The sequence below is a fragment of the Enterobacter sp. MGH 4 genome (genome assembly GCF_000534735.1).
Taxonomy (GTDB): Bacteria; Pseudomonadota; Gammaproteobacteria; order Enterobacterales; family Enterobacteriaceae; genus Enterobacter; species Enterobacter intestinihominis.
In genome coordinates this window covers 898244-925116 of the sequence record NZ_KI973289.1, presented here as the reverse complement: position 1 = coordinate 925116, position 26873 = coordinate 898244, and the positions used below count along the sequence as shown (strand labels likewise).

At 54.1% G+C, this 26873-nt stretch carries 25 protein-coding genes and 1 pseudogene; 7 read left to right on the top strand and 19 right to left on the bottom strand.

Features of this window, described 5'->3' with window-relative positions:
• Positions 1-34: 34 nt before the first annotated feature.
• The 3 genes from tyrR to L350_RS17980 all read right to left on the bottom strand — a co-directional run bounded on the left by tyrR (position 35) and on the right by L350_RS17980 (position 4134).
• On the bottom strand, positions 35-1576 hold the full coding sequence (gene tyrR, locus L350_RS17970) for a transcriptional regulator TyrR (RefSeq protein WP_032624142.1): 1542 nt from the start codon (positions 1574-1576) through the stop codon (positions 35-37).
• A gap of 111 nt (positions 1577-1687) precedes the next feature.
• Positions 1688-2740, bottom strand: a complete 1053-nt coding sequence (locus tag L350_RS17975; protein ID WP_023306373.1) for a YcjF family protein — start codon at positions 2738-2740, stop codon at positions 1688-1690.
• On the bottom strand, positions 2737-4134 hold the full coding sequence (locus tag L350_RS17980) for a YcjX family GTP-binding protein (protein WP_022648291.1): 1398 nt from the start codon (positions 4132-4134) through the stop codon (positions 2737-2739). Before L350_RS17980 ends, L350_RS17975 begins: the two co-directional genes overlap by 4 nt.
• 155 nt (positions 4135-4289) lie before the next feature.
• Here L350_RS17980 and L350_RS17985 point away from each other — a divergent pair, with 155 nt between their 5' ends.
• Positions 4290-5300, top strand: coding sequence for a LacI family DNA-binding transcriptional regulator (locus tag L350_RS17985; RefSeq protein WP_022648292.1), 1011 nt, complete (start codon positions 4290-4292; stop codon positions 5298-5300).
• A 33-nt stretch (positions 5301-5333) separates the two neighbouring features.
• On the opposite strand, the gene L350_RS17990 is transcribed toward L350_RS17985, so the two are convergent.
• From L350_RS17990 to pspA, 15 genes and pseudogenes are all read right to left on the bottom strand, one after another.
• Positions 5334-6248, bottom strand: coding sequence for an OmpG family monomeric porin (locus tag L350_RS17990; protein WP_023300241.1), 915 nt, complete (start codon positions 6246-6248; stop codon positions 5334-5336).
• Between the two features lie 66 nt (positions 6249-6314).
• Entirely contained in the window at positions 6315-7397 is a 1083-nt protein-coding gene (locus L350_RS17995) for an ABC transporter ATP-binding protein (RefSeq protein ID WP_022648294.1), read from the bottom strand.
• A 13-nt stretch (positions 7398-7410) separates the two neighbouring features.
• Entirely contained in the window at positions 7411-8076 is a 666-nt protein-coding gene (gene pgmB, locus L350_RS18000) for a beta-phosphoglucomutase (protein WP_022648295.1), read from the bottom strand.
• On the bottom strand, positions 8066-10345 hold the full coding sequence (locus L350_RS18005; protein WP_032624141.1) for a glycoside hydrolase family 65 protein: 2280 nt from the start codon (positions 10343-10345) through the stop codon (positions 8066-8068). The genes pgmB and L350_RS18005 overlap by 11 nt, the downstream gene beginning before the upstream one ends.
• Positions 10339-11397 carry a D-glucoside 3-dehydrogenase gene (locus L350_RS18010; RefSeq protein WP_115504195.1) on the bottom strand — a complete coding sequence of 353 codons (1059 nt, stop codon included), beginning with the start codon at positions 11395-11397 and terminating at the stop codon, positions 10339-10341. The genes L350_RS18005 and L350_RS18010 overlap by 7 nt, the downstream gene beginning before the upstream one ends.
• Positions 11398-11408: 11 nt before the next feature.
• The gene (locus L350_RS18015; protein WP_032624140.1) at positions 11409-12197 is read right to left on the bottom strand and encodes a 3-dehydro-D-guloside 4-epimerase; all 789 of its coding nucleotides are present in this window, start codon (positions 12195-12197) and stop codon (positions 11409-11411) included.
• Between the two features lie 17 nt (positions 12198-12214).
• A pseudogene (locus tag L350_RS0122205) lies at positions 12215-13266 on the bottom strand (zinc-dependent alcohol dehydrogenase).
• 28 nt (positions 13267-13294) lie between these two features.
• Positions 13295-14137, bottom strand: a complete 843-nt coding sequence (locus L350_RS18020) for a carbohydrate ABC transporter permease (protein WP_003856865.1) — start codon at positions 14135-14137, stop codon at positions 13295-13297.
• Positions 14124-15005: a carbohydrate ABC transporter permease gene (locus L350_RS18025; RefSeq protein ID WP_022648300.1), complete on the bottom strand. Its 882-nt coding sequence runs from the start codon at positions 15003-15005 to the stop codon at positions 14124-14126. Before L350_RS18025 ends, L350_RS18020 begins: the two co-directional genes overlap by 14 nt.
• A gap of 21 nt (positions 15006-15026) precedes the next feature.
• Positions 15027-16319 (bottom strand): ABC transporter substrate-binding protein, encoded by a 1293-nt coding sequence (locus L350_RS18030; protein WP_032624139.1) that lies wholly within the window; start codon positions 16317-16319, stop codon positions 15027-15029.
• Positions 16320-16332: 13 nt separating this feature from the next.
• The gene (locus tag L350_RS18035; RefSeq protein ID WP_032624138.1) at positions 16333-18030 is read right to left on the bottom strand and encodes a sugar phosphorylase; all 1698 of its coding nucleotides are present in this window, start codon (positions 18028-18030) and stop codon (positions 16333-16335) included.
• Positions 18031-18214: 184 nt separating this feature from the next.
• Positions 18215-18439 carry a phage shock protein PspD gene (pspD, locus tag L350_RS18040; protein WP_006810818.1) on the bottom strand — a complete coding sequence of 75 codons (225 nt, stop codon included), beginning with the start codon at positions 18437-18439 and terminating at the stop codon, positions 18215-18217.
• A gap of 12 nt (positions 18440-18451) precedes the next feature.
• The gene (gene pspC, locus L350_RS18045; RefSeq protein WP_006810819.1) at positions 18452-18811 is read right to left on the bottom strand and encodes an envelope stress response membrane protein PspC; all 360 of its coding nucleotides are present in this window, start codon (positions 18809-18811) and stop codon (positions 18452-18454) included.
• Positions 18811-19035: an envelope stress response membrane protein PspB gene (gene pspB, locus L350_RS18050; protein ID WP_022648304.1), complete on the bottom strand. Its 225-nt coding sequence runs from the start codon at positions 19033-19035 to the stop codon at positions 18811-18813. The genes pspC and pspB overlap by 1 nt, the downstream gene beginning before the upstream one ends.
• A gap of 49 nt (positions 19036-19084) precedes the next feature.
• The gene (gene pspA, locus L350_RS18055; protein WP_022651342.1) at positions 19085-19753 is read right to left on the bottom strand and encodes a phage shock protein PspA; all 669 of its coding nucleotides are present in this window, start codon (positions 19751-19753) and stop codon (positions 19085-19087) included.
• Between the two features lie 151 nt (positions 19754-19904).
• On the opposite strand from pspA, the gene pspF reads away from it, so the two are divergent.
• The 6 genes from pspF to sapF all read left to right on the top strand — a co-directional run bounded on the left by pspF (position 19905) and on the right by sapF (position 26265).
• Positions 19905-20897: a phage shock protein operon transcriptional activator gene (pspF, locus tag L350_RS18060; RefSeq protein ID WP_162790856.1), complete on the top strand. Its 993-nt coding sequence runs from the start codon at positions 19905-19907 to the stop codon at positions 20895-20897.
• An 88-nt stretch (positions 20898-20985) separates the two neighbouring features.
• Positions 20986-22626 carry an ABC transporter substrate-binding protein SapA gene (gene sapA, locus L350_RS18065; RefSeq protein ID WP_022648307.1) on the top strand — a complete coding sequence of 547 codons (1641 nt, stop codon included), beginning with the start codon at positions 20986-20988 and terminating at the stop codon, positions 22624-22626.
• Complete coding sequence (gene sapB, locus L350_RS18070; protein WP_023306382.1) at positions 22623-23588, top strand: putrescine export ABC transporter permease SapB; 966 nt, start codon at positions 22623-22625, stop codon at positions 23586-23588. Before sapA ends, sapB begins: the two co-directional genes overlap by 4 nt.
• On the top strand, positions 23575-24465 hold the full coding sequence (gene sapC / locus L350_RS18075) for a putrescine export ABC transporter permease SapC (RefSeq protein WP_003856843.1): 891 nt from the start codon (positions 23575-23577) through the stop codon (positions 24463-24465). Before sapB ends, sapC begins: the two co-directional genes overlap by 14 nt.
• Positions 24465-25457: a putrescine export ABC transporter ATP-binding protein SapD gene (sapD, locus tag L350_RS18080; protein ID WP_003856840.1), complete on the top strand. Its 993-nt coding sequence runs from the start codon at positions 24465-24467 to the stop codon at positions 25455-25457. The genes sapC and sapD overlap by 1 nt, the downstream gene beginning before the upstream one ends.
• A 1-nt stretch (position 25458) precedes the next feature.
• Positions 25459-26265, top strand: a complete 807-nt coding sequence (gene sapF, locus L350_RS18085; protein ID WP_032624136.1) for a putrescine export ABC transporter ATP-binding protein SapF — start codon at positions 25459-25461, stop codon at positions 26263-26265.
• Here the strand turns inward: sapF and L350_RS18090 are convergent.
• Positions 26262-26852, bottom strand: a complete 591-nt coding sequence (locus L350_RS18090; protein ID WP_022648309.1) for a TetR/AcrR family transcriptional regulator — start codon at positions 26850-26852, stop codon at positions 26262-26264. The two genes, sapF and L350_RS18090, sit on opposite strands and share 4 nt — an antisense overlap.
• Positions 26853-26873 lie beyond the last annotated feature (21 nt).

Genomic DNA, 26873 nt, shown 5'->3' with positions numbered 1-26873 from the left:
ACGTAAAAAAGCCTCTGCAAAGAGGCTTTTTTATTTATTCGTCACCCTTCTTCTGATTTAACCCATACTCGCGCAGCTTATTCGCAATCGCGGTATGTGACACCCCAAGACGTTTAGCCAGCTTGCGCGTGCTCGGATAGCTGCGATAAAGCTGCGTTAACACCGAACGCTCGAAACGGCTGGTGATGTCATCCAGCGAGCCTTCCATTGCCTCTTCGCCTACCGAGACCGTCCCGGCATCGTAATCCGGCAAGAGAATATCCTGAGGACGCAGTTCATACCCTTCAAGCTGAGTTAATGCGCGATAGACCGCATTTTTTAGCTGACGAATATTGCCCGGCCAGCCGTAACGCGTCAGCACGGTACCCAGGTCGGCAGAGAGCTTCGGACGCGGCACGCCCTGCTCGTCGGCAAAACGGGCGACGAACAGTTCCGTCAACGGCATGATGTCCTGCGGGCAATCGCGCAGCGGCGGAATATTGAGCGTCAGAACGTTGAGACGATAGTAGAGATCTTCGCGGAATACTCCTTTCTGCACCAGCTCCACCAGGTTTTTCTGGGTGGCGCAGATGACGCGTACATCCACGTGCACTTCATGATCTTCCCCCACGCGGCGGAACGTGCCGTCATTGAGAAAACGCAGCAGTTTCGCCTGCATGCGTGGCGACATTTCGCCAATCTCGTCCAGCAGCACCGAACCGCCGTTTGCCTGTTCAAAGAAGCCTTTTTTGCCTTCCGGCGCATGCCCGAACAGCTCGCTTTCCACCGCATCTTCCGGAATCGATGCACAGTTCAGCGCCAGATACGGTTTTGCCGCTCGCGGGCTGGCCATGTGCACAGCATGCGCCAGCAGATCTTTCCCCGTGCCGGTATCACCGGTAATTAGCAGCGGCGCGGTCAGATTAGCCAGCTTGCGCGCCTGGTCGATCACGTGACGCATCTTCGGGCTTACCGCAATAATCTGGCTGAATGCGCCAACGTCCTGGCTGGAAAGGTTCTGTAACTGGCGGCCCATGCGCACCGTGGAGCGCAGCATGATTACCGCGCCGGTGAGCACCCGCGCGGCATTTTCCCCTTTCAGGTAGACCGGCGTGATCTCCATCAGGAAATTCTGTCCATTGATGACGACGTGCTCGCTATGGGTATTTTGCGGGTTGCTGTCCAGCCAGCGCTGGAAATTAAAACCTGGGATCAATTGCGTGGCGTGATGACCGATAAGCTTTTCCTGAGTCTGCGCAAACAGCTGGCAACTGGCCTGGTTAACGCGCTCGACTTTGTTTTTCAGATCGAGAGAGAGAAACGGCTCCGGCATTGCTTCCAGCAGTGCGCTCAGCGCAAGGTGTTCCCGCTCGGATGGCATCCAGGGGATGGTGCGTACATCCGTAACGCCAGCGATACGGCGGATTTCGGCCATCAGGCTACTGAAGGTATTAAATTCAATTTCGGCAAAATTGAGGTAAATTCGCCCGACAGGGTCGATCTCTATGCCACGTAAATCAATGCTACGTAAAACAAGAAGATCGAGTAACTCGCGGGTCAGACCGAGACGGTCCTCACAAAAGACTTCCAGACGCATGGGAAATTCACCGTTTAAGCCAATAACAGTAAAATGATATGTCAGATCACGGTATTCGGGAAGGTGGCTGTCAACAAATATTGACAGCCCGCACGATTAGTAAACGAAACCTCACTGAGCAGGTTTTTTATTGAGCGTCTCTTTAAGCTGACCAATCAATTCGCGGCGGAAATCCCCCAGCCGCGGCTTATCGCCATCGATCCAGGGGAGTGGACGACAAACCTCCATCGCTTTGATTCCTAAGCGTGCCGTCAGCAGACCGGCACCAATCCCCTGCGCCGCCCGGGCAGAGAGACGCGCCGCAAGATCCTGCGACATCCAGTCCATCCCGACCTCCCGCACCAGTTCGCTTGCCCCGGCGAAGGCGATATTCAGCAACACCAGTTTGAACAGGCGCAGTCGGCTGTAATAGCCAAGCTCAATGCCATACAGTCTGGCGATGCGGTTGATCAGGCGCAGGTTGCGCCAGGCGATAAAGGCCATGTCCACCATCGCCAGCGGACTGACGGCAATCATCAGGGTGGATTCCGCCGCCGAGCGGCTGATCTCACGACGAGCCTGCGCATCCAGTACCGGCTGAACAATGTGCGCATAGAGCGTGACCACTTCCTGGTCATTCTGGGTTTCGTGGATCGCCGCATACCAGCGCTGAAGCGCCGGGTGAGAGTGATCTATCCCGGCCTGAGCCGCAAGCTTTTCACAAAAAGCACGCCCTTTTCCGGTGCCGTGGCTGTGCAGCAGATCCCGCGCTTCATCGCGTTCGTGCGCACGCTGACGCAGACGCCAGAGGCGACGCCACTCGGTCACGACCGAGCCGACGCCCGCACCAACGATCAACGCCCCGGCGGCGCATCCCCCCAGCGCTACCCAGTCCTGGGTTTGCCAGGCATTGACGCCCCACTGCACGCCCTGACCAATTACGCTCACACCAAAAAGGGCTAACCCGGCGGTCACCATCTTACGCCACAGGCTGCGTTTCGGGCGCAGTGCCGCATCAACGACCGCTTCCGCCTGCCCCTCTTCAACCAACGGCTCCTCTGCCAGCACGGGAGCAAAGTTGTCGGCCTGCGGACCGCTGAAGGTTTGCGCTGTTTTAAACGCCTCATGCGGGGACTGCTCAAGCTGGCCGGTAAAATCAATGCGGGGTTTTAACGGTTCCGTCATCGCAATTTATCTCCAATTAAAAACTCCAGCGCGGCATCCAGACGAATATGCGGCAATGGCTGGTCAACGTTCATGCTCTGCGGACGGAAGTCTTCGAACTGAAAACCCTGGCTTTGCCAGAAAGCCTGGCCCGGCAAACGCGGGGGAACTTCGCCCGGATAGACCGTGAGCGGCTCACCGTCGCTGAGTCGGTTGCCCCGCAGGGCCGGAATTTTCTCGCCATTCACGTCAATCAACCCACTCTGTGTAGCCTGTACGGACGCCAGACCCAGACAATCCATACTAATCCCTTCGAACGCCGCGTTCTGCCAGGCATCCTGCACCAGCTGTTGCAGCAGGGATACCATGTTGGCGTGCTGATCGACCGTCACATGATCAGCTTTTGTGGCGGCAAACAGCAGCTTGTCGATGACCGGCGAGAATAAACGGCGAAACAGCGTACGCTGGCCATAATGAAAACTTTGCATCAGCTGCGTCAGCGCCAGCCGCATATCATTGAACGCCTGCGGCCCGCTGTTGAGGGGTTGCAGGCAGTCCACCAGCACGATCTGGCGGTCAAAGCGTAAAAAATGATTTTTATAAAAACCCTTAACCACCTTCTCACAGTAATAATTGTATCGCTCGCGGAGCATACCGGCGTTAGTGGTCTTGTCTGCCTGTGCCAGCTTCGATTCGCCGATGCGGTCAACGTCCGGCCACGGGAAAAACTGTAGCGCGGGAGCACCGGCTAGATCTCCCGGCAGAACAAAACGGCCAGGCTGAATAAAATGCAGCCCTTCCTGCTTGCACTGATGCAGGTAATCCGTCCAGGCCTGGGCTATCACGGCCAGACGGTTTTCATCCGCCGGCGCCAGCGGATCCAGCCCTTCGCAAAGCTGGCGCCATTTGGTCGACCACTCTGCCCGCTGCCCCTGCAACAGACCGGTCATCTGTCGGGACCAGCTCAGGTAATCCTGCGCCAGCATCGGTAAATCGAGCAGCCATTCTCCCGGATAATCCACAATTTCGAGATACAGCGTGGACGTTTCTTTAAAGTGACGCATCAGGGATTCATTCGAGCGAAAACGAAGCGCAAGGCGAATTTCGCTCACGCCACGCGTCGGGGTGGGCCAGGCGGGAGGCTCCCCGTATAACTGTGCCAGACCTTCATCATAGGTGAAACGGGGGATGCCAAAATCACGTTGCGGTACGCGTTTTACGCCTAACAATCGCTCCTCGCGCACCGCGCTAAGCAGTGGCAGGCGCGCCCCAGCATGCAGGTTCAACAGCTGATTGACCATCGCCGTAATGAATGCCGTCTTACCGCTGCGGCTCAGCCCGGTAACGGCAAGACGCAGATGGCGATCAACGCCACGGTTCACCAGAGAATTGAATTCGTTTTTAAGTCGCTTCATCGCCGTCCTTCATTGTCTGGAACCCTGAACAAAGTCACTTCAGAATACAGTAAATTGGGGCAGATCGTTGATTATCAATTCTTAATTATTGCTATTGCCGTTTTCTCTCCAGTAAGATGGACGCAATTGCTGTCCGTCTGGAGTGAGTAAGGTGTATGTCACCCACCATCTATGATATTGCCCGCGTTGCTGGCGTTTCGAAATCAACCGTGTCACGCGTTCTGAATAAACAAACGAATATTTCTCCTGAAGCGCGTGAAAAGGTGTTGAAGGCGATAGATGAGTTAAATTACCAACCTAATAAACTTGCCCGCGCACTCACCTCTTCTGGCTTCGACGCCATTATGGTTATTTCGACCCGCTCAACCAAGACCACTGCAGGAAATCCCTTTTTCTCAGATGTACTGCATGCCATAACGGCAAAAGCAGAAGAAGAAGGTTTTGATGTTATTTTACAAACGTCCAAAAGCAGTGAAGATGATCTGCAAAAATGCGTGGGTAAAATAAAGCAGAAGATGATCAAAGGCATCATCATGCTAAGCTCGCCGGCGAACGAGTCGTTTTTCTCGACGCTGGATGAATACGGTGTGCCTGTGGTCGTCATTGGTAAAGTGGAAGGAAATTACCAGAATATCTATTCTGTCGACACGGATAATTTCCGCGACAGCGCCATATTAACAGACTCGTTTATCACGCATGGCCGCACCAAAATTGCCTGCCTGCATGCCCCGCTCGATTATCACGTCTCTATCGATCGCCTGGCGGGTTATAAATTCAGCCTTGAGAAACACGGCATCGAAATTAACCCGACCTGGGTTATCGATGGCGGCTATACCCATGAAAGCGCGCTTCAGGCGGCCTGCCAGCTACTCTCCTCAGACAACCCGCCCGATGCGGTTTTTGCGACTGACAGCATGAAATTGCTGAGTCTTTATCGTGCCGCGGATGCGCTAAATCTGGCGATCCCGGAACAGGTCGCAATGGCAGGATACAGCGACCCGATGCTATCTCTCATTTTAACCCCTGCACCAGGCGGCTTTGATATCCCCACGAAAAAGCTGGGCGAAGAGAGCTGCGATTTGTTGTTCAGGTGCATTGCGGATAAACCTGCGCCGCATAAGGTATTGGTTGAAACACATTTTTCAGATGCAGCTTCGTTACGCTAAAAACCAGGGGCAAACGCCCCTGGTATAACGTCATCAGAACGCGTAATTGACGCCGACACCCGCATAGTGGAAGCGGTCGCTCTCGCCTTCGTCATGATTTTCCCATTCGTAGGCATACTCAAGCGTCATTGAAAGGCCATTCGCAAAGTCATAAGCATAGAGCAGACCCAGTCGATTGAAGTCATGCCCTTCACGAGTTGGATCGTCCTGCCAGTCCCAGTTTGACCAGCGATCGAGCCCCAGACGGGTGTAAGGTGTAAGCGTTGTCTGGCCTAATGAAACAGGCAGGTAGGCACGAATCTCCTGGGTGGAGAATTCACCGTTATTACGTGAACTGTCCATATTGAAGCCACGCTCTAAATAGTAGTTAACTTTTGCAGAGACGGTTTCGTTTATTGTCCAGGTAAATCCGGTTTCCGTTTCGACGCGGCTGTCAGAATAACCGGTTTTTCCCAGGTCATTCGCAAACTGGTACATGGCAAACCAACCGCCAAAACGCCAGTCATCTGTTAATTTCACATCCCAGTCAGGCTGAATTTTATAACGCTGCATATTAGCACTACCGTCTTTCGCACCGTGCTCATCTTTAAAATGATATCCATAATTACGGAAACCGCCCGTAAGACCCAGCGTAAAATCCTCTGTGCCAATGAAGCGATACCGTAATTCAAATTCAGGACGATCGAAATAGGTGCCGCGCGTCATGCTGCTGTAATCAACCGGGCCTTCCTGATACATCGCCAGTGAAATTGTCCACGCATCATACGTGGCGTTAAACCACACGGAAGGTTCATATAATCCATCTTTATCGTCGCCCTGACCTTCGACGTTTTCAATTTCATACATGGCACCAATATTAAATTCCCACTGTTTGGTTGACTCTGTTGCTTGCGCGCAGCTTACCCCTGCGCACAGAACGAGCGCAGCACTTCTTAGTAGAGTACTCATTAAAATATTCCTTTATAATTAACATACAAAAAAACCGGAAACTTTCATTTCCGGCGAATACCTTTCTTATCTAATAGCTGCTTCAGTATCAGCATCGAAGAAATGGCACTTACTCATATCGAACTGGATGCCGATATTATCTCCTGCAACGTAATCATCCGCCGCTCCCGCACGGACAACCAGTTCATGCCCGCCCACGTTGGCATAAAGCATAAATTCTGCTCCAGTCAGCTCAGCGACGCTGATCTTCGCCGCGATGTTTTCACCGCTGCGCTGTAGCGTGAGAATGTCTTCCGGACGGATCCCAAAGACGACCGCTTTGCGCTGGTAACCTTGCGCATTCAGTACGGCCAGCTTCTCCTCCGGGATCTCCAGACGCAGCGTTTCCGTCACGAAATATCGGTCGTCGATCGCGCCACGAATGAAGTTCATCGCAGGTGAACCAATAAAGCCTGCAACGAACATATTCGCCGGCTCGTTGTAAACCTGCTTCGGCGCGCCCACCTGCTGAATGATGCCGTCTTTTAAAATCACAATACGGGTCGCCATCGTCATGGCTTCCGTCTGATCGTGCGTCACGTAAATCATGGTGGTGTTGAGCTTCTGGTGCAGCTTGCTGATTTCAGCGCGCATCTGTACACGAAGCTTGGCATCGAGGTTTGACAGCGGTTCATCCATCAGGAAGACCCCTGCTTCACGCACTATCGCCCTGCCTAACGCCACGCGCTGACGCTGACCACCTGACAATGCGCCAGGTTTACGCTGGAGATAGTCGCGTAATCCCAGGATCTGGGCCGCCCAGCTAACACGTTCTTCGATGATGGAAGGTGCTATTTTTTGCATCTTCAGACCAAACGCCATGTTGTCGTAGACCGTCATATGCGGATAGAGCGCATAGTTCTGGAAGACCATTGCGATATCACGGGACTTGGCGGGAACATCATTCATGCAAACCCCGTCAATAATCAGTTCACCTGCGCTGATCTCCTCAAGGCCGGCAATCATTCGCAGCGTCGTGGATTTCCCACAGCCCGATGGACCGACGAAGACGATAAATTCTTTATCTTCAATCTCGAGATTGAAATCCTTAACCACGTGGACCTGGTTATCATAGATTTTCTGAATGTGTTTCAGAGACAGTTGAGCCATTATTAATTCCTTATCAATACGCCCGGGATGCCCAGAACGCCGTCAGGCGTTCCCAGGTCAGTTCCTGCGTTGAATGAAGTTGTAATCCCGCATGGTTCAGGCCAGGCCCAATCCCGACCGACAGCATTCCTGCGGCGTTGATCGCATCTACCCCTGCGGCGGCATCTTCGATACCAATGGCCTCTTCAGGACGCACGTTCAGTCCTTTACAGGCTGCAAGGAAGATCTCCGGGTCCGGCTTTGAGCGGCAAATGCGCGAAGCATCAGCGCAAAAATCGAAAGCCTGATGAATACCCAACGCGTGCAAAATCCCAGGGGCATTAAGCGATACGGATGCCAGCCCAATTTTGACCTTCGCGGCGCGAATATCCGCCAGCACGTCGCGAATACCCGGGAGCAGCGAATCCTGCGTCAGTGATGCCAGCGACTGGACGTAAAGCGCGTTTTTTTTCGTTGCCAGCGCCAGGCGCTGCTCGTCACTAAACATCCCCTCTTTCCCGCCATGTTTCAGAATGCGCTGGAGGGAGTCCATACGGCTTATTCCCTTCAGCTGTTCGTTAAATACTTCATCGAAGGTAATACCAATCTCCTCCGCCACGGCGCGCCAGGCCAGAAAGTGAAGATGCGCGGTATCGGTGATCACCCCGTCCAGATCGAATACAACAGCGTTAAGCGTCATGGCGCCCCTCCGTGGTAGCGGTCCCATTAACAGGTGCAAGAAAGTCCTTATGCGCGCAGACTTTTCGCCCTGATACATGCAGCGTTTTACCCCACAGCGTCAACGTGACAGGTGCGGTAGTCTCAATGGTTAACTGGTCATTTTCACAGGTAATGTGCATTGTTGCGTCCCGCCACCGCAGCGGGAAGGCGAGTTTCTGCCAGTGAACAGGCAGTTTCGGTGAAAGATGCAGCTCCCCTTCGCTAATGTGCAGGCCAGCAAACCCCTGAATAGCGCCCAACCAGATCGCACCGGTGGCGGCAGCATGAATACCGTCATCACTGCTGTGTGGGTCGTCCCCCAGGTCGATGGCGATACCGTCACGCCAGAAGGCATACGCCCCCTCGGTGTCACCGCAGCGTGCGAGCACAATGCCGTGAATCGCTTTACTCAGGGATGAATCATGAATCGTACGTGGCTCGTAGAACGCCAGATTGGCGGCACATTGCTGCGGCGTAAACCGTTCCGGCAGCAGGTAGTTAAGCATCACCACATCGGCCTGCTTCAGGATCTGCATCTCGTTCACTTCCGCGCGAGAGTAATCAAGCAGAATGGTTTGCTTACCCGCTTTGGCTTTATAGCGGCTCAGATCGAGGGCAGGTTTTGCCATGAAGGTATCATCCTGCGGGATCACACCGTCTGCGTCGGCCTCTGGCAGCCACAGGCGCGCCAGGAACTTCCCGGCATTCTCCGTAAAACGCGCATCTTCACGGCCAAACATCGCCATAAACTGACGCGCGCAGGCAACGTTGTGCCAGGCCAGATAGTTGGTGTAGGCGTTGTTGTTGACATGCTCGGTGTATTCATCCGGTCCGATCACGTCATGGATCTCAAGACGACCATTGATTTCCGTCGCGCGTCCCATCCAGAACGAAGCGGTTTCCATCAGTAGCGTCAGACCCTCATTCCGCATAAAGGCATCGTCGTGTGTTGCCTGCCAGTAAGCGACCACGGCCCAGGCGATATCAGCCACGATGTGATGTTCAGCGAGTGCGGAAGCCACCTTCTGGCGAACCCCGGTGCGGATGTTGATTGCCGCGAATTCTGGCGTCTCTTCCTGTCCGCTGGCCGCACTTTCCCACGGGAACAATGCACCCGGCCAACCGTTACGGCGCGCTTTTTCCCGTGCGCCTGCCAGATTAAGCCAGCGATAGCGTAGCAGGCTGCGGGCAATCTGCGGGCGGGTAAACAGATGGAACGGCAGCAGGAAAATTTCGGTATCCCAGAAGACGTGCCCCTTGTACCCCTCACCCGTCAGCCCTTTCGCCGCAATACTGCTTCGCTCATCATGAGCAGGCGTCATTGTCGTCAGATGCCAGACGGCGTAATCCAGCGCCAGCTGATCCTGTTGCTCTGTGGAAGTCACTTCCACACGTGCGTCGCGCCAGACATCTTTCCAGGCATACGCTGAGCTTTCAAGCAACGCCTCATAACCTCTTGCCGCACAGACTTTAAGATCGGCCAGCGCGTTGCGCGCGAATGACTCCTGCGACAGCGCTTTCTCGCTACGATGAGCCACCCAGAGGATCTTCTCAAGCGTGACAGTGTCACCTAGAGCAATCGTCAGCGAATGATGCACGCTGAGACGGCGGTTTTTGGCGGTGAAACAGCTGTCGCTTTTCGTCGAGAGCTGGCAATACGCCGAAACCACAACCTCAGATGCACGGTCCTGCGTTTCATACACGCCCTGCATGTAGTGCTGGTCAAAGATCCTGACCGAGATTTCATCCAGATGCTGTCTGCCGCTGTTCGTTTGTGTCGCATCTATGCCGGTTTTCAGCACGGCCTGAGCGTCGCCATCAAGCGGTGTGATCGAGAACTGCATTGCCACTAAGGGCAACTGGTCCAGCGAAACAAAACGACGGCTCTCCAGCCGATAACGTTTCCCGTCGGGTGCACGCCAGACAACGTTGCGATGCAGTTCGCCGTTAGCAAAAGCCAGCTCGCGCTGCCATTCAAGAATTTCGCCTGACAGGAGCGTGAAATTGACGCCATCAAGCTCAACATCAATACCGGTGATATCCGGCAGATTGACCAGCTCAGTAGTCTCGTTGCGACCCGCGCAATGATAAAGCCCCGCGAGATACATGCCTCTGGTCTGCTGGGTGTAATCTTCTTCATGCGTAGCGCGAATGCCCATGTATCCATTCCCGCATGTCATGACAGAGGCATATTTGTTCAGGCTGTGAGGACAAAAGCCCGGATCGTTTAATACAGACACGTTCAGCATAATGTCACGCTTTCCCCTGTTTCTGCTGATTCATAAAGCGCGGCAACAAGCTGTTGTATAACCAGACCCTGTTCTGCGTCAGCGATCATAACGTGCTCTCCCAGCACATGACGCACGAAGGCATCCATACTGCGCAGATGGCGCTGATCGTCCGCCTCTTCACGATGGATAAGGGTTTCTAAAACACCGGCTTCGTCGTTATAGATATGCGCCGGGAACAGCGTTGCGCCTGCCTTATCACCGCAGAAAGAGACGTTCATGATGGACTGCTCGCGGATGTTAAGCGCAAAGGAGGTGTCCAGACGCAGAACGCCGCCGTTGCAGAATTCAATCGTGCCAAACAGGGCATCTTCCACGGTAAACTGCGTAGGATCCCATTCGCCAAACTGACCGTTGTGTTTCCGGTTCCCCAGTCTCTGGAAGCTGTGCGCGGTTACCCGCTTCACAGCCGGGAAGCCCAACACGTACATCGCAGCATCCAGCATATGAATGCCGATATCGATAAGCGGCCCGCCACCCTGGAGCGATTTATTGGTGAAAACGCCCCACCCCGGCACACCGCAGCGACGCAGCGCCTGCGCGGAAGTGAAGTAAATTTCACCGAGTGTGCCGTTCATTACCGCATCGCGCAGGAGCTGGGTGTCCAGGGCAAAGCGATGATGAAAATCATACGCAAGGACTTTTCCTGCCTTGCGCGCCGCGATGCGCATCTGGTCGGCCTGTTCCGGCGTCATTGCCGGCGGCTTTTCACACATCACATGGCAACCCGCTTCGAGAGCCGTCATCACATGTTCAAAATGGAACCGGTTAGGCGAACAGACGCTCACCACATCCGGTTTTATTTTCTGCAACATCTCGTGAGCGTCCTGCCATGCCGATGGAATGGCATAACGTTCCGCGAACGCCTGTGCCTGCTCAAGGCGGCTGTCCATGACAGCCACCATTTGAACATCACTGCGCGTGGCGTAATACGAGGCATGCACTTTGTCTGCAACCTGCCCGGCGCCAATGATGGCGACGCGCAGAGGCAAAGGTGTAGAAGCACTCATCACGCTCGTCATCCTTAGCATTCACGCAGGTAATTGAGTGAGTCCTGATAGGCTTGAGCCGGATCGTCGGCACGAACCCGGCACTCGTACACCACATAACCCTGATAGTTATCAGCACGCAGCTGACCGAACAGGCTGGCGAAATCGAGGCTGCCGCTGCCCGGCTGATAGCGGTGGTTATCAGCAATGTGCACATGACCCAGCAGGTCGCGGTTGTGATGCAGCGCTTCCGTCAGTGAGTCTTCTTCAATGTTCATGTGGTAGAAATCACCGATGATCTGCACGTGCTTCAGGCCGTTCTCTTCGATATAACGACGCGCGTCGGCCAGGGTGTTGATCATATGATCCTGATAGCGGTTCAGCGGCTCCAGGTAGACGGTAGTACCGGTGCGCGCTGCTACCTCATCCAGCCAGCGCAGGGAAGCGCTGACCGCTTTGCGATCGCCATCCAGGCTACGTGGCGAAGTCATTGGCGGCAGACGGAAGGTAAACATCCCCCAGGCAGCCGGGACGATAATCCCTTTGCCGCCCACTTCTGCCAGCGCTTCCAGAATGCGTTCAATCTGCTGGAGACCGTTCAGGCGGCGTTCTTCGATGAAATCCCCGATCCAGCCATCGTATCCGCCACACGCCGTCGTAACCGGCAGACCGGTGGCTTTGATAGCGGCTTTCACTTCGTCGAGATGTTCAACCAGCAGCCGGCCATCTATTTCGTAGCCATCAAATCCCATCGCTTTGATGTATTTGAATTTTTCCATGATAGTGGACGGGAAAAAGGCCTGGTTTTGTGTTGCGATTTTCATGATTTGCTGTCCTTAGCTTAAAAAGTAACGCCCATTTTGATACTGAGTTCCGGGTGCTGATCGACATACTTCATGTAGCTTTCCGGGCTGGTGGTGAAGGTGACGACCGGGTCGATCAGATCTTCACAATTGAGATAACCGTTCATCAGCAATTCCCAGCAGGTCTCTTCAATACGCTTGCGACTCCAGCGTGGATAATCCGGGTTGGGTTCACTGCATGCGCGGGAGAAGACAATCTTCGCGTTGTTGAAGTGTGCTTCGCGGCCCAGGTTGAAGCCTGCCGCAAAAGGTTTGGCGAAAGCCACGTAAGAGATCGTGCCGCCGTAGGCGAGTCCGCGCAGCGCAGATTGCAGCGCATCTGCAAAGCCGCTGGTTTCGATGATCACATCCGCGCCCTGCTTGCCGGTCAGTTTCTTAATTTCAAGACCGACATCGGTACCGATTGGGTTCAGGCAGTGGTCTGCACCGTGACGGCGGGCGATCTCACAGCGATGTTCAATAGGATCGACACCAATAACCACTGACGCGCCAGCTTTTTTCGCCAGCTGAATCGCAATCTGGCCAATAGCGCCCAGCCCGACAACTACAACGAAATCCCCTACGCGGACGTTAGCATCACGCACGCCGCTCATGGCGAACTGAGCCGGATCGTAACAAACGGCGTTTTCCAGGATGCGCCCTGCGGCATTTTGCGCAGCTTATAGTTGTTCACCGCGTTGACGATGACCGTTTCCTGCAATGGACCGTAGCAGCAAACGCTGTCGCCGATCTGGTATTCCGTTACGTCCGCACCACATTCGATGATGTCGCCGACGATCATGTTTCCCAGCTGGAATTTACCAAATTCGATGCCGCGTGCTGCCCCCTCTTCACGTGGGGTAAACATCTGCCACTCGGCGTTAAACTCTTCATCAATGAACGGGCTTGCCGCGCGGAAATCCACAACTTCGGTGCCGTGTTTCGGGGCGCCATAACGGGCACGAATCTTCACTTCATGTGCTGCAACAGGACGATCTTCGTATTCCACCAGCGCCGCTACACGAGGCGCTGTCGCAACTAATTTTTTCATGACTCACTCCTTGTTAAAATCGGCCGCCTCAGCCCTTTACGCCGCCGGCGGTCAAACCACTTTTAATAAAACGTTCAGACAGGGCATACATAATGACAACGGGCAGTGCGGTCACCAGCGATGCCGCCATCATGCGACCCCAGATGTAATCTGGCGTACTGAAGAGCGTGTTCAGCCCCACCGGCAACGTGAAGTTGCTGGCGCTGGACAGGAAAATGGAGGCGAACAGGTAGTCATTCCACGCCACCATGAAGCAGTAAACGAAGACTGACACCAGACCCGAGATCGCCAGCGGCACGGTGATGCGGAAGATGATTTGCAGGCGGTTCAGGCCGTCCATCATCGCGGCTTCTTCTATCTCATCCGGGATAGTGTCGAAATAGCTGCGCAGCATAAAGACCGCAGTCGGCAACGTCTGCGTCACCATGGTGATGATCAGCGCCAGCTCGGTGTCATAAATGCCGAGCGCGGTGATGATTTTGAACAGCGGCACTACCAGCAGGATCCCGGAGAACATATAGACGGTGTAGAAGCTCGCATTGATCGTCGTGCGCCCTTTAAAGCGCAGTTTGGATAACGCATAAGCGCCCAGCGTACCGAGAAACACCGCAATGACCGAGGAGGTCAGCGACACCACCATGCTGTTACGGAAATAATCCACAAACGGGAAAATCAGCGGGTTAAAGATGTCGATGTAGTGCTGTAACGTCCACTCCTGCGGCAGGATAGTCGGGTGCAGTGAGATCGCCTCTTTCGCGCTTTTGAACGATGTCATCAGCATCACAAAAAACGGAAACAGCGTGATAATCAGGAATACCGCCAGTCCCAGATAAAAACCGATACGGCCCAGAACGCGTTTATTTGTTGCCATTGAGGTTTACCCTTTTTCTGGTCAGCAGAATGACAGCGAATATGATCACAAACAGCACAACGGAAATGGCGGCTGCTTTACCCAGGTCATTGAACGCAAAGGCGGTTTTGTAGAGATATACGCCCAGAATGTCGACCTTGGTGGTGAGCAGATAAACATCCGCAAACATGTAGAACATCCAGATGGTGCGCAGCGTGACCACCGTGGCCAGCACCGGCATGATGGCGGGCAACGTCACGATACGAAAACGCTGCCAGGCATTCGCCCCGTCCATCTCTGCCGCTTCGTACAAGGATTTATCAATGGTCTGTAGAATCGCGAGGAACGAGATAAAGGCATACGGGAAGTAACGCCAGATGGCGAACAGCACGACCAGGACAAAACTGCTGCCAGGGTTATCGAACCACAGCGGCGCCTGATCGTAGAGATGCAGCAGATCAACGCCAAGATAGTTCACAATTCCGTAGCCGTTGTTGAACATGTATTTCCAGGCAAATACCAGTGAAATAGACGGCGTCACATAGGACAGTATCACCAGTGAACGTGCCGTTTTCCGCATGCGGAATTCACGGTTAAAGAAGATCGCTACGGCCAGCCCCAGTCCGGTGCTGCCGATCACCACCAGCGCCGTATACCAGAACGTCATCCACAGGGAGTGCCAGAACGCAGCATCGCCCAGGATGCGAATGTAGTTATCCAGACCGACGAACACCGCATCAATACGCGGATTCAGCGGTAAACGTAAAAAACTGATTTCAATGTTAGAAATCATTGGCCAGGCCACTAGGCCCCCCAGCAAAATCAGGCTGGGGGCCAACAGCAGCATGGCGAAAGGCATATCTGAACGACCAGAAAACAACGTCTTCATAATTCCCTTCGCAAAGCGCTCCTATCGTTGTGATATCAGGTCAGTCAGTTTCTTCTGGCTGTTGCTTAACGTCGCATTGAGATCTTTTTGTCCCACCGTCACGTTATGCACCATGGAACTGATAATGCCGGACCCGGTAACATCTCCCATGCGGGTAAAGTTCTTGTCGCCCACGGCACCAAACACCTGGACGTTCGGGAACTGCGCAATCAGCTCGTAAGGCAGTTGACCAAAGGCCTTGATAACGTCGTTGTTTTTCCAGGAATCTGTGCCCACTACGAGTTTATTGACCGGTAGCGCGGCGCCCGGAGACATCATGACCCAATCAGAGGCGTTCTGAGCCTGCTCCATCCAGGTGACAAATTTCTCGGCGGCCTGCGTTTCCTCTTCGGTCTGGCCGGTAGTGATCGTCAACGAAGTGATCATGCCGTACACGGCTGATGATTTTTCCGTCGGGACCACGAACCCCAGGTTGGCCGGATTGCCATCTTTGAAGACCGCGGGCAGGATATAGGTAGAGTAAACGGCCATAGGCGCAGAACCGTTCATGAAGGCGTCTTTGATCTCCATGACATCATTCGAGCCCGGCATGGTGTTCGCGGCCAGTGCCCTATAAAACTCCAGCGCTTTCGACATCTCAGGGGTATCGATTTTCACGCTGCCGTTTGCATCAAAGACGTTAGCCCCTCCAGACAAAGCAAACTGCGAGAAAGCCTGCTCCGTCATGACGCTTTCTGCGGTTGGAAGCGCGATACCGTAATGTTTTTTAGCCGGATCGTTGAGCGCCTGACTGGCTTTCAGCAGTTGTTCCCAGTTGTGCGGTTCCTCGATCCCCGCTGCCGCGAGCGCATCTTTGTGATACCAGACGCCGGACAGCCAGGCGCTAACCGGCACCCCCGTCCATGCGTTGCCATCTTCCGTGCGAACCACGCGTAAAATGCCGTCGTAAAATGTCTCCTCGCCCACCGCCTTGATGGCGCGGCCGATGGCGTCACGATCCAGTAGCTGCTCTTTATCCATGACTTTGGCGTAGTCATGGCTGATCTCAATCACCTCCGGCAGCGCACCGGTACGAGCCAGGGTAATTACCTTGGTGTTGTAGGCATCTTCTTCAACGGGTACCTGCTTCACCGTAATCGACGGGTTCTCTTTCTCGAATTTTTCAATCAATTTCGTGATAACGGCCTGACGCTCCTGTTCTACCGACGAGTGCATAAACTCAATGGTGACCTGAGATGCTTTATCGTCCTTACAGCCTGATAACAGGGCGCACGAAACCAGTGCTGATAACAGCACAATTTTTGGCATTTTCATTTTAGAGTCCTTTTTAGTTTTCTTTAATCCACATTACCTGCCATGGATTGAGGATCAGCTCCGTACCGCTAATATCCTGTCCTGATAATAACTCCTTACCAGAAAGCGTTTGTTCATAAACGGTCTGCATTTTATTGCTAAAATTAAATAATGCTGTAATTCGCTCGCCATTTTCAGCAACACGAATAATTTTAAGAATTTGTTTACCCACTGCGTCGAAAGCAGCCTGACTATCCGGATGGAACGCCCTCTCGCCGCGACGAATAGCGATAAGCTCACTCAAACGAGAATAAATTTGATAACGAATACTCTTCTTATTATTCAGTTCGCTATCAAGCTGCCCCGCCGTGTATTTTTTCCGGTTAATCGCGCGGTTATATCCGAGGTGTTCGACGCCTTCATAATCGTTCCGCGAACCAAGAATGCTCTGAATATAAACAGCCGGGACGCCTGGGAAACTTAACAACACAGCATGCGCGAGGAGGAACCGTGCAATACGTTCCTCATCTGAACTGTCTTGTAAACTTAACGCATCAAGATAGGTGACATTAATTTCATAAGGGCTTCGCGTTCCGTCAGGATTATTTTTCCAGTTGACCAGCGCGCCTTCCTGCTGAAGATTTTCGACCAACGAGAGGATCTCTGATTCCGGAAGAATGCCGCGCAGCGGATTCAAACCGATACCATCATGCGAGGCCAGGAAATTAAACCATGTAGTGTGTGAAGAAGGCAGTGCCAGCGACCCCGCCCATTGGCGAAGTGCTTTCACATCCTGACGATGAACGGCATGCAGCACCAGCGGAGGTAAGGAAAACTGATAGACCATCTGGGCTTCGTTTTCACCATCACCGAAGTAAGAGATGTTGTCTTTGTGCGGAACATTTGTCTCAGTAATGATCACCGTTCCAGGTGCCACGGCGTCCGTAATGGCGCGGAACAGCTGAATAAGGCAATGGGTTTGTTCCAGATGGATGCAGGTTGTTCCCGGGATTTTCCACATAAACCCGACCGCATCCAGACGAATATAACGCGCCCCTTCCATGAGGTAATGGAGCAGAACGTCAACCATTGCAATCAGTACCTGCGGCGAGGCGAAATTGAGATCGATCTGGTCATCGCTGAATGTAGTCCATAAATGACGAACGCTACCATCATTAAGCGTAAACGGCGTCAACAGCGGTAAAGCGCGTGGGCGCGTCACCGCGGATAAATCGGTTTCCGGGTCGACAGAAATAAAGAAATCTTCATAACCAGGCTTCTGCGCCAGATAATTCTCAAACCATTCGCTTTTCGCTGACATATGATTGCAAACGAAATCAAACATTAAGCTGGCTGACTGTTTTAATTCCGCGACATCGCGCCAGTTTCCCGTTTCAGGTGCAACGGTATGATAATCAATAACGGAAAAACCATCATCTGATGACCAAGGATAGAAAGGTAAAAGATGGACATGAGAAAAAGTACGAGAAAGCCACTCATTATAGAACCGGGTAAATACCGGCAATGCTTTCTCCCCTTTCGCGGAGATCTGATCGGCATAGGTAATCAGAACAACATCTTTTTCATCCCAGCCTGACTTACGCTTCTCCGTAATATTAACCGCCGCCTGTTGAAGCTTAGTTAATAACACGTCAAGGTGTGCATCTGAAAATGATTCACCGTAAATATGATTGATAAGGTATTTAATTTTTGCGTTCACATTATTTTCCATGGTAGCGGTCCCACGGAGTGGCAATCTACTCCCATGAAAAATATCTGTCAACGGACCTGGGGGCTGAAAAAGGCATTCTCAAAGCAGCGCAATGCAGTAATGTGAGCTGCCGCAAAGAAAGAGAAAAAGCAGAGGGGGAATTCATGCCCTCTCTCAGCGCGAGAAAGGGCTTATATGAGCGGGATTAGCGTGAAAAGTAGCGACGTGAAACGCGTTTTGCCAGTTTTTGTAACAGCGGCTCCAGGGCGACCGCCAGCAACATTCTGACCGGCTTACGGGCAACAGACTTGATCGCCCAGCCCGCCACACCAGCCGGACCATAACGTAACGCCGTCATCAGAACCAGTTTACCTGCGATTTTCAGGCCGGGTTTTACCTTCTGACCGGCCTGTTGCCAGTTTTGTTTCATGTAAGTTCTCTCTTAAAGCTGACGGAAACGACTTCTCAGCGTAAAGGTATCGGAGGTGACATAACGTTCCATCTCGCGCAATCGCTTCTCCCCTGCGCTCAGCTGTTCATCCACCGCGTTAAGAAGATCGCTGCTGGTTGGCGTGTTTTCCGCATCCAGCTCACCTTCCGGCATCGGATCAAGTACAAACGACAGAATGATGTAAGCCACCAGTGTAATAAAGGCCAGGCCAAAGAAAATCGACAATACAGTGACCACACGTACCAGTTTTACCGGGACATCCAGATAGTGTGCCAGCCCGGCGCAAACGCCCCGAACCATGCCCTGCTGCGGGATGCGCCACAGTTTTTTATTCAGATTTAGTCCAGCCATTAACGCTCCCTCCAGTTCGGGTGTTCCGCATCCAGGATGGCTTCCAGCGCCTGAATACGTTCGCGCATTTTGTTTGCCTCAGAAGAGAGCTGCGCTAGCCGCTGTTGCTCGCTTTGCGACAGCTCCCCGCGAGAAGAGCGGTTGCTGTAGTGCAGCCATAACCAGATGGGCAGAACAAACAGCACGAAAATTGTCAGGGGTATTGCCAGAAAAAGCGCGCTCATGTGTACTCCTTGTCTTGCGATGCGGCACGCTCAGGTGCCGCAGGATTTATTATTGGTTGTCTTGCTTCATTTTGGCTTTCAGCGCCGCCAGCTGCTCGCTAATTTCATCATCGGCTTTCAGGTCAGCAAACTGCTGATCCAGGGTTTTCTGCTTACCGATGCTGTGGCTTTCGGCTTCCGCTTCCATGTGGTCGATACGACGTTCGAACGATTCGAAACGCGCCATCGCTTCATCCAGTTTGCCGCTGTCCAGCTGGCGACGCACGTCGCGGGACGAACTTGCAGCCTGGTGGCGCAGCGCCAGCGCCTGTTGACGTGCACGGGTTTCGCTGAGTTTGTTTTCAAGCTCACCAATCTCTTTCTTCATACGCGTCAGAGTATCATCCACCAGCGTCACTTCATGTTCCAGCGTGGCCACCATGTCGGTCAGCTTCTGCTTCTCAATCAGCGCAGCGCGGGCCAGATCTTCTTTATCTTTGCGCAGCGCCAGTTCAGCTTTTTCCTGCCACTCGTTAAGCTGGGCAGTCGCCTGCTCGATACGACGCGTTAACTGCTTCTTCTCTGCCAGCGCGCGGGCGGAGGTGGAGCGTACTTCAACCAGCGTGTCTTCCATCTCCTGAATCATCAGGCGCACCAGCTTCTGCGGATCTTCTGCTTTCTCCAGCAGCGAGTTGATGTTGGCGTTCACGATGTCGGCAAAACGAGAAAAAATACCCATAATTCAATCCTCATAGTTCTGTTATCGGGCGATGCCCTGCTGAGTAGTTAATACAAATCCCATGCCAACTTTTTATCTTATTGATTTTACTGGGTGTGATTGATATTTATCCATCCAGCGGCTATTCTCACCTGGTGAATATCACTAAGGAGTGGTTAATTTCATCATGGCTGAATATAAAGACAATTTGCTTGGCGAGGCAAACAGCTTCCTGGAAGTGCTTGAGCAGGTATCGCGCCTGGCGCCGCTGAATAAACCGGTGCTCATTATCGGTGAGCGCGGAACGGGTAAAGAACTTATCGCTAACCGTCTGCACTTTCTGTCTGGCCGCTGGGACGGGCCTTTTATTTCGCTCAACTGCGCGGCGCTGAATGAAAATCTGCTCGACACGGAGCTTTTCGGTCATGAAGCCGGCGCGTTTACTGGCGCACAAAAACGGCACCCCGGTCGTTTTGAACGTGCCGACGGCGGAACGCTCTTTCTCGACGAGCTGGCGACCGCGCCAATGCTGGTGCAGGAAAAGCTGCTGCGCGTCATTGAATATGGCGAACTGGAACGCGTTGGCGGAAGTCAGCCGCTTCAGGTTAACGTTCGCCTGGTGTGCGCCACTAACGCCGATCTGCCCGCGATGGTGGCAGAAGATAAATTCCGTGCCGACCTTCTGGACCGGCTGGCTTTCGATGTCGTCCAGTTGCCGCCGCTGCGTGAGCGGCGCAGCGATATCATGCTGCTGGCCGATCAATTTGCCATTCAGATGTGCCGGGAACTGGGCCTGCCGCTCTTTCCGGGCTTCAGCGAACAGGCCACCGAGACCCTGCTCGGTTACCACTGGCCGGGGAATATCCGTGAACTGAAAAACGTGGTGGAACGGTCTGTTTACCGTCATGGCAGCAGCGAGACCGAACTGGACAACATTATTCTCGATCCGTTTCGGCGCGAGGTTAAACAGCCCCTTGCTCCGGAGGCGCGCCAGCATGATCCGGCGTTGCCGCTCGATTTACGCCAGTTCCAGCATCAGCAGGAGCAGCAACTGCTGGAACGGAGCCTGAAAGAGGCGAAATATAACCAGAAACGGGCAGCTGAACTGCTGGGTCTGACCTACCATCAGTTAAGGGCATTGCTCAAAAAACATCAAATGCGCTGACATTATCAGCACTTACCCGCAGACATTTTTACGAAGCAGGCGTAAGTGCGATACACTTTGCAGATCGAATCTAAAAACCTTAAAAACTATGCGCCTGGTTTTATCATCCCTGTTTGCACTCGGTCTGTTCAGCAATCTGGCCTTTGCTGCGCCCGATCGCACTGCGCCTCCTGATATTCGTGATAGTGGTTTCGTCTATTGCGTCAGCGGGCAAGTTGATACCTTTAACCCGCAAAAGGCGGGGAGCGGCGTGATTGTTGATACGCTGGCCGCACAGATTTACGATCGCCTGCTCGACGTCGATCCTTATACCTATCGGCTGGTTCCAGAGCTTGCTGAAAGTTGGGAAGTGCTTGATAACGGCGCCACGTACCGCTTCCGTCTACGCGATGATGTGGCTTTTCAGCACACCCCGTGGTTTACCCCAACCCGAAAGCTCAACGCGGATGACGTGGTTTTCACCTTCCAGCGCATCTTTAACCGCAACCATCCGTGGCATAACGTCAACGGCGGAAACTTCCCCTACTTCGACAGTCTGCAATTCGCGGACACGGTCAAAAGCGTTCGTAAGCTGGATAACCGCACGGTTGAGTTTCGCCTGACGCGCCCGGACGCCTCATTCCTCTGGCACCTGGCGACGCACTACGCGTCCGTCATGTCAGCCGAATACGCGGATCAGCTGACGAAAAAGGATCGTCAGGAACGTCTCGATCGTGAGCCTGTGGGCACAGGACCCTTCCAGTTAGCTGAGTACCGCGCCGGACAATACATTCGCCTGCAACGACACGATCATTTCTGGCGCGGCAAACCGCTGATGCCGCAGGTTATTGTCGATCTGGGTTCAGGTGGAACAGGCCGCCTCTCCAAACTGCTGACCGGTGAGTGCGACGTCCTTGCGTGGCCTGCGGCCAGCCAGTTGACTATTTTGCGCGACGACCCCCGCCTGCGCCTGACCCTACGCCCGGGAATGAACATCGCCTATCTGGCGTTTAACACCGATAAGCCACCGCTGAATAATCCGGCCGTGCGCCATGCGCTGGCGTTAGCGATCAACAATCAGCGTCTGATGCAGTCGATTTATTACGGCACCGCGGAAACTGCCGCCTCTATTCTGCCCCGCGCCTCCTGGGCCTATGACGGCGAGGCGAAGATCACGGAATATAATCCGGCGAAAGCGCGCGAACAGCTTAAAGCACTGGGGGCAGAAAACCTGACGCTTCAGCTGTGGGTACCCACCAGCTCTCAGGCGTGGAACCCTAGCCCGCTGAAAACCGCCGAACTGTTGCAGGCAGATATGGCCCAGGTGGGCGTGAAGGTGATCATCGTTCCTGTCGAAGGCCGTTTCCAGGAGGCGCGTCTGATGGACATGAATCACGACTTAACGCTGGCTGGCTGGTCTACCGACAGTAACGACCCGGACAGCTTCTTCCGTCCGCTGCTGAGCTGTGCGGCGATCAACTCCCAGACCAACTACGCGCACTGGTGTAACCGGGAATTTGATGCTGTGCTGCAAAAAGCCCTCTCATCTCAACAGCTTGCTTCACGCATTGAGGCCTACGATGAAGCGCAAAATATTCTGGCCAGAGAGCTTCCCGTGTTGCCGCTTGCCTCTTCCCTGCGCCTTCAGGCCTACCGTTACGATATAAAAGGGCTGGTACTCAGCCCGTTTGGTAACGCCTCCTTCGCGGGCGTGACTCGTGAGAAAGAACAAGAGGTAAAAAAACCATGATTATATTTACCTTGCGGCGGCTGCTGTTACTGCTGGTCACCCTGTTCTTCCTGACCTTTGTCGGCTTTAGCCTTAGCTACTTTACGCCGCACGCCCCGCTTCAGGGCTCATCCCTCTGGGACGCCTGGCTGTTCTGGTTTAACGGCCTGTTGCACTGGGATTTTGGCGTGTCCAGCATCAACGGACAGCTCATCTCTGAGCAGCTGAAGATGGTTTTCCCGGCCACCATGGAGCTGTGTATACTCGCCTTTGGCTTTGCCCTCATGGTGGGGATCCCGGTGGGGATGCTGGCGGGAATTTATCGCAATAAATGGCAGGATAAATTCATCAGCGCGCTTGCCTTAATTGGCTTTTCCATCCCTGTTTTCTGGCTGGCGCTGCTGCTTACCCTCTTCTTCTCACTGACGTTAGGCTGGCTTCCGGTGTCTGGCCGTTTCGACCTGCTATATAACGTGCAAACGGTGAGCGGCTTCGCCATCGTTGACGCCTGGCTTTCCGATTCAGTCTGGCGCGACGAAATGATCGTGAGCGCCATGCGCCATATGGTGCTGCCAGTGCTCACGCTGGCCGTCGCACCGACGACCGAAGTGATCCGCCTGATGCGCATCAGCACTATCGAAGTCTTCGATCAAAACTATGTGAAAGCCGCCGCCACACGCGGACTGTCTCGCCTGACGATTCTACGTCGCCATGTGCTGCACAATGCGTTGCCGCCGGTAATCCCACGGCTTGGGCTGCAATTCTCAACCATGCTGACGCTAGCGATGATCACCGAGATGGTTTTCAGCTGGCCGGGCCTTGGACGCTGGATGATCAACGCCATTCGCCAGCAGGATTACGCTGCGATCTCCGCCGGAGTGATGGTGATTGGCTCGCTGGTTATTATTGTTAACGTTGTTTCCGATATTTTGGGTGCCATGGCCAACCCGTTGAAGCATAAGGAATGGTATGCCTTACGATAACGTCTACAGCGAAAAGCGCACGCCTGGTGCGCTACGCACCGTGTGGCGTAATTTCTACGGCGACACCACGGCGATGATCGGCTTTTACGGCTGCATTGGCCTCGTGTTGCTGTGTGTTTTGGGTTCGTGGTTTGCGCCGTATGGCATCGATCAGCAGTTCCTTGGTTATCAGCTTTTACCGCCATCGTGGTCGCGTTACGGGGAGGTTTCGTTCTTCCTGGGGACTGATGATCTCGGACGCGACGTGCTAAGTCGTTTACTGAGCGGCGCCGCACCTACGGTAGGCGGCGCGTTCGTGGTCACCCTGGCCGCCGCGATATGCGGCCTTGCGCTGGGCATTTTTGCCGGCTCAACCCACGGGCTGCGGTCTGCCGTGCTTAATCATATTCTTGATACCTTGCTCTCGATTCCTTCGCTGTTGCTGGCGATTATCGTCGTGGCCTTCGCGGGGCCGCACCTCACACATGCGATGTTCGCCGTCTGGCTGGCCATTCTGCCCCGCATGGTGCGATCGGTTTACAGCCTGGTTCACGACGAACTGGAGAAAGAGTATGTCGTTGCCGCCCGTCTGGATGGCGCCACCACGTTTAATATTTTGTGGTTTGCCGTGCTGCCTAACATTGCCGCCGGGCTGGTGACGGAGATCACCCGCGCCCTGTCGATGGCGATTCTGGATATCGCAGCGCTGGGCTTCCTGGACCTGGGCGCGCAGCTCCCCTCCCCGGAATGGGGCGCAATGCTCGGCGATGCGCTGGAGCTGATTTACGTTGCGCCGTGGACGGTCATGCTGCCGGGCGCGGCCATCATGGTGAGCGTTCTGCTCGTTAACCTGCTTGGCGACGGGATCCGCCGGGCAATCAATGCGGGGGTGCAATAATGCCGTTACTTGATATCCGCAACCTCACGATCGAAATTAAAACGGGCGAAGGCTGGGTTAAAGCGGTGGATCGCATCAGTATTACGCTCGCAGAGGGCGAAATACGCGGGCTGGTGGGCGAATCGGGTTCCGGTAAGAGTCTAATCGCCAAAGCCATTTGCGGCGTGGCGAAGGACAACTGGCGGGTGACCGCCGACCGTATGCGTTTCGACGACATCGATCTGTTGCGTCTCTCCCCGCGCGAACGCCGTAAACTGGTGGGCCATAACGTCTCGATGATTTTTCAGGAGCCGCAATCCTGTCTCGATCCGTCCGAGCGCGTCGGGAAACAGCTGATGCAGAATATCCCCGGCTGGACCTATAAAGGCCGCTGGTGGCAGCGTTTCGGCTGGCGTAAACGCCGTGCCATTGAGCTATTGCATCGTGTGGGGATCAAAGACCATAAAGACGCGATGCGCAGTTTCCCCTACGAACTGACCGACGGTGAATGCCAGAAAGTGATGATTGCTATCGCCCTGGCCAATCAGCCGCGTCTGCTGATTGCGGACGAACCGACGAACGCGATGGAGCCAACGACTCAGGCGCAGATTTTCCGCCTGCTCACGCGTCTGAACCAGAATAACAACACCACCATTTTGCTGATCAGCCATGACCTGCAAATGTTGAGCAAGTGGGCGGATAAAATTGACGTGATGTATTGCGGACAAACGGTAGAAACCGCGCCAAGTGAAGACCTGGTGACGACGCCGCATCATCCCTACACGCAGGCGCTGATCAGGGCGATCCCTGATTTTGGCAGCGCAATGCCACACAAGAGCCGTCTGAATACTCTGCCTGGCGCGATACCGCTGCTGGAATCGCTGCCCATTGGCTGCCGTCTGGGTCCGCGTTGCCCGTATGCTCAGCGTAAATGCATTGAAACACCGCGCCTGACAGGGCCGAAAAATCATCTGTTTGCCTGTCATTTCCCGCTGAACATGGAGAGAGAGTGAAATGGTCGAAACCTTACTGGAAGTGCGTAACCTGAGTAAGACCTTTCGCTATCGCACCGGCCTGTTTCACCGTCAGACCGTCGAGGCGGTTAAACCGCTGAGCTTTACGCTGCGCGAAAAGCAGACGCTGGCGATTATCGGTGAAAACGGCTCGGGCAAATCGACCCTGGCAAAAATGCTCACGGGTATGGTTGAGCCAAGCGGCGGTGAAATACTGATTGACGATCATCCTCTGGAATTTGGTGATTACTCTTTCCGCAGCCAGCGCATTCGGATGATTTTTCAGGATCCGTCAACGTCCCTCAACCCGCGCCAGCGTATTTCGCAGATCCTGGATTTCCCGCTGCGGTTGAATACCGACCTGGAGCCGGAAGCGCGTCGCAAACGGATTGTCGAAACCCTGCGTCTGGTAGGTCTCCTGCCCGACCATGTCAGCTATTACCCCCACATGCTGGCCCCGGGCCAAAAACAGCGTCTCGGACTGGCCCGCGCGCTGATCCTGCGCCCGAAGGTCATTATCGCCGACGAAGCGCTGGCGTCGCTGGACATGTCGATGCGTTCGCAACTCATCAACCTGATGCTGGAGCTACAGGAAAAGCAGGGGATATCGTATATCTACGTGACTCAGCACCTGGGCATGATGAAGCACATCAGCGATCAGGTGCTGGTGATGCACCAGGGTGAAGTCGTTGAGCGCGGCAGTACCGCTGACGTGCTGGCCTCCCCGCTCCACGACCTGACAAAACGCCTGATTGCCGGACACTTTGGTGAAGCATTGACGGCCGATGCGTGGCGGAAAGATCGTTAGCCGTTGCGTAACCCGCTTGCCAGCAGAGTAAACACCTCAATGGCATGCGGCAGCGTCTTCTGCGGCTCATCACTCGCGGCAATCATCAAGGCAGCATTCAGCGCAACGCCGTTCAACAGATGGGCTGCGACTTTCGCATCCATTTTTTTAAGCACGTTGCGTTCGATTAATTTTTCGATGGTCTGGCGGGTCGACTCAAGACAGCTGTTCTGGCTGGGCCATTGCGCCGGATCGCCCAGAACGGCCGGACCGTCAAGAAGCACGATACGCTGAACTTCCGGAACGAGCGCCATGTTGATGTAGGCGATGCCTTCCGCCAGCAGTCTCTCCCAATCATCGTCTGTGGCCGCGGCAACGGCTTTCGCGTTGCCCGCCATTTCGCTGTCTATCTGCGCGACCACCGCCGCCAGTAACCCTTTCTTATCTCTGAAATTATGATACAGCGCACCGCGCGTTAACCCCACGCTTGCCGTCAGTTCATCCATCGACGCTGCAGCAAAGCCTTTCTCAGCAAACGCCTTTCGCGCCGCATGAATCAATTTTTCGCGATTTTCCTGAGCTGTTTCAGCACGACGTTTTGTAGCCATAGAACTTCCTATAAAAGCGAT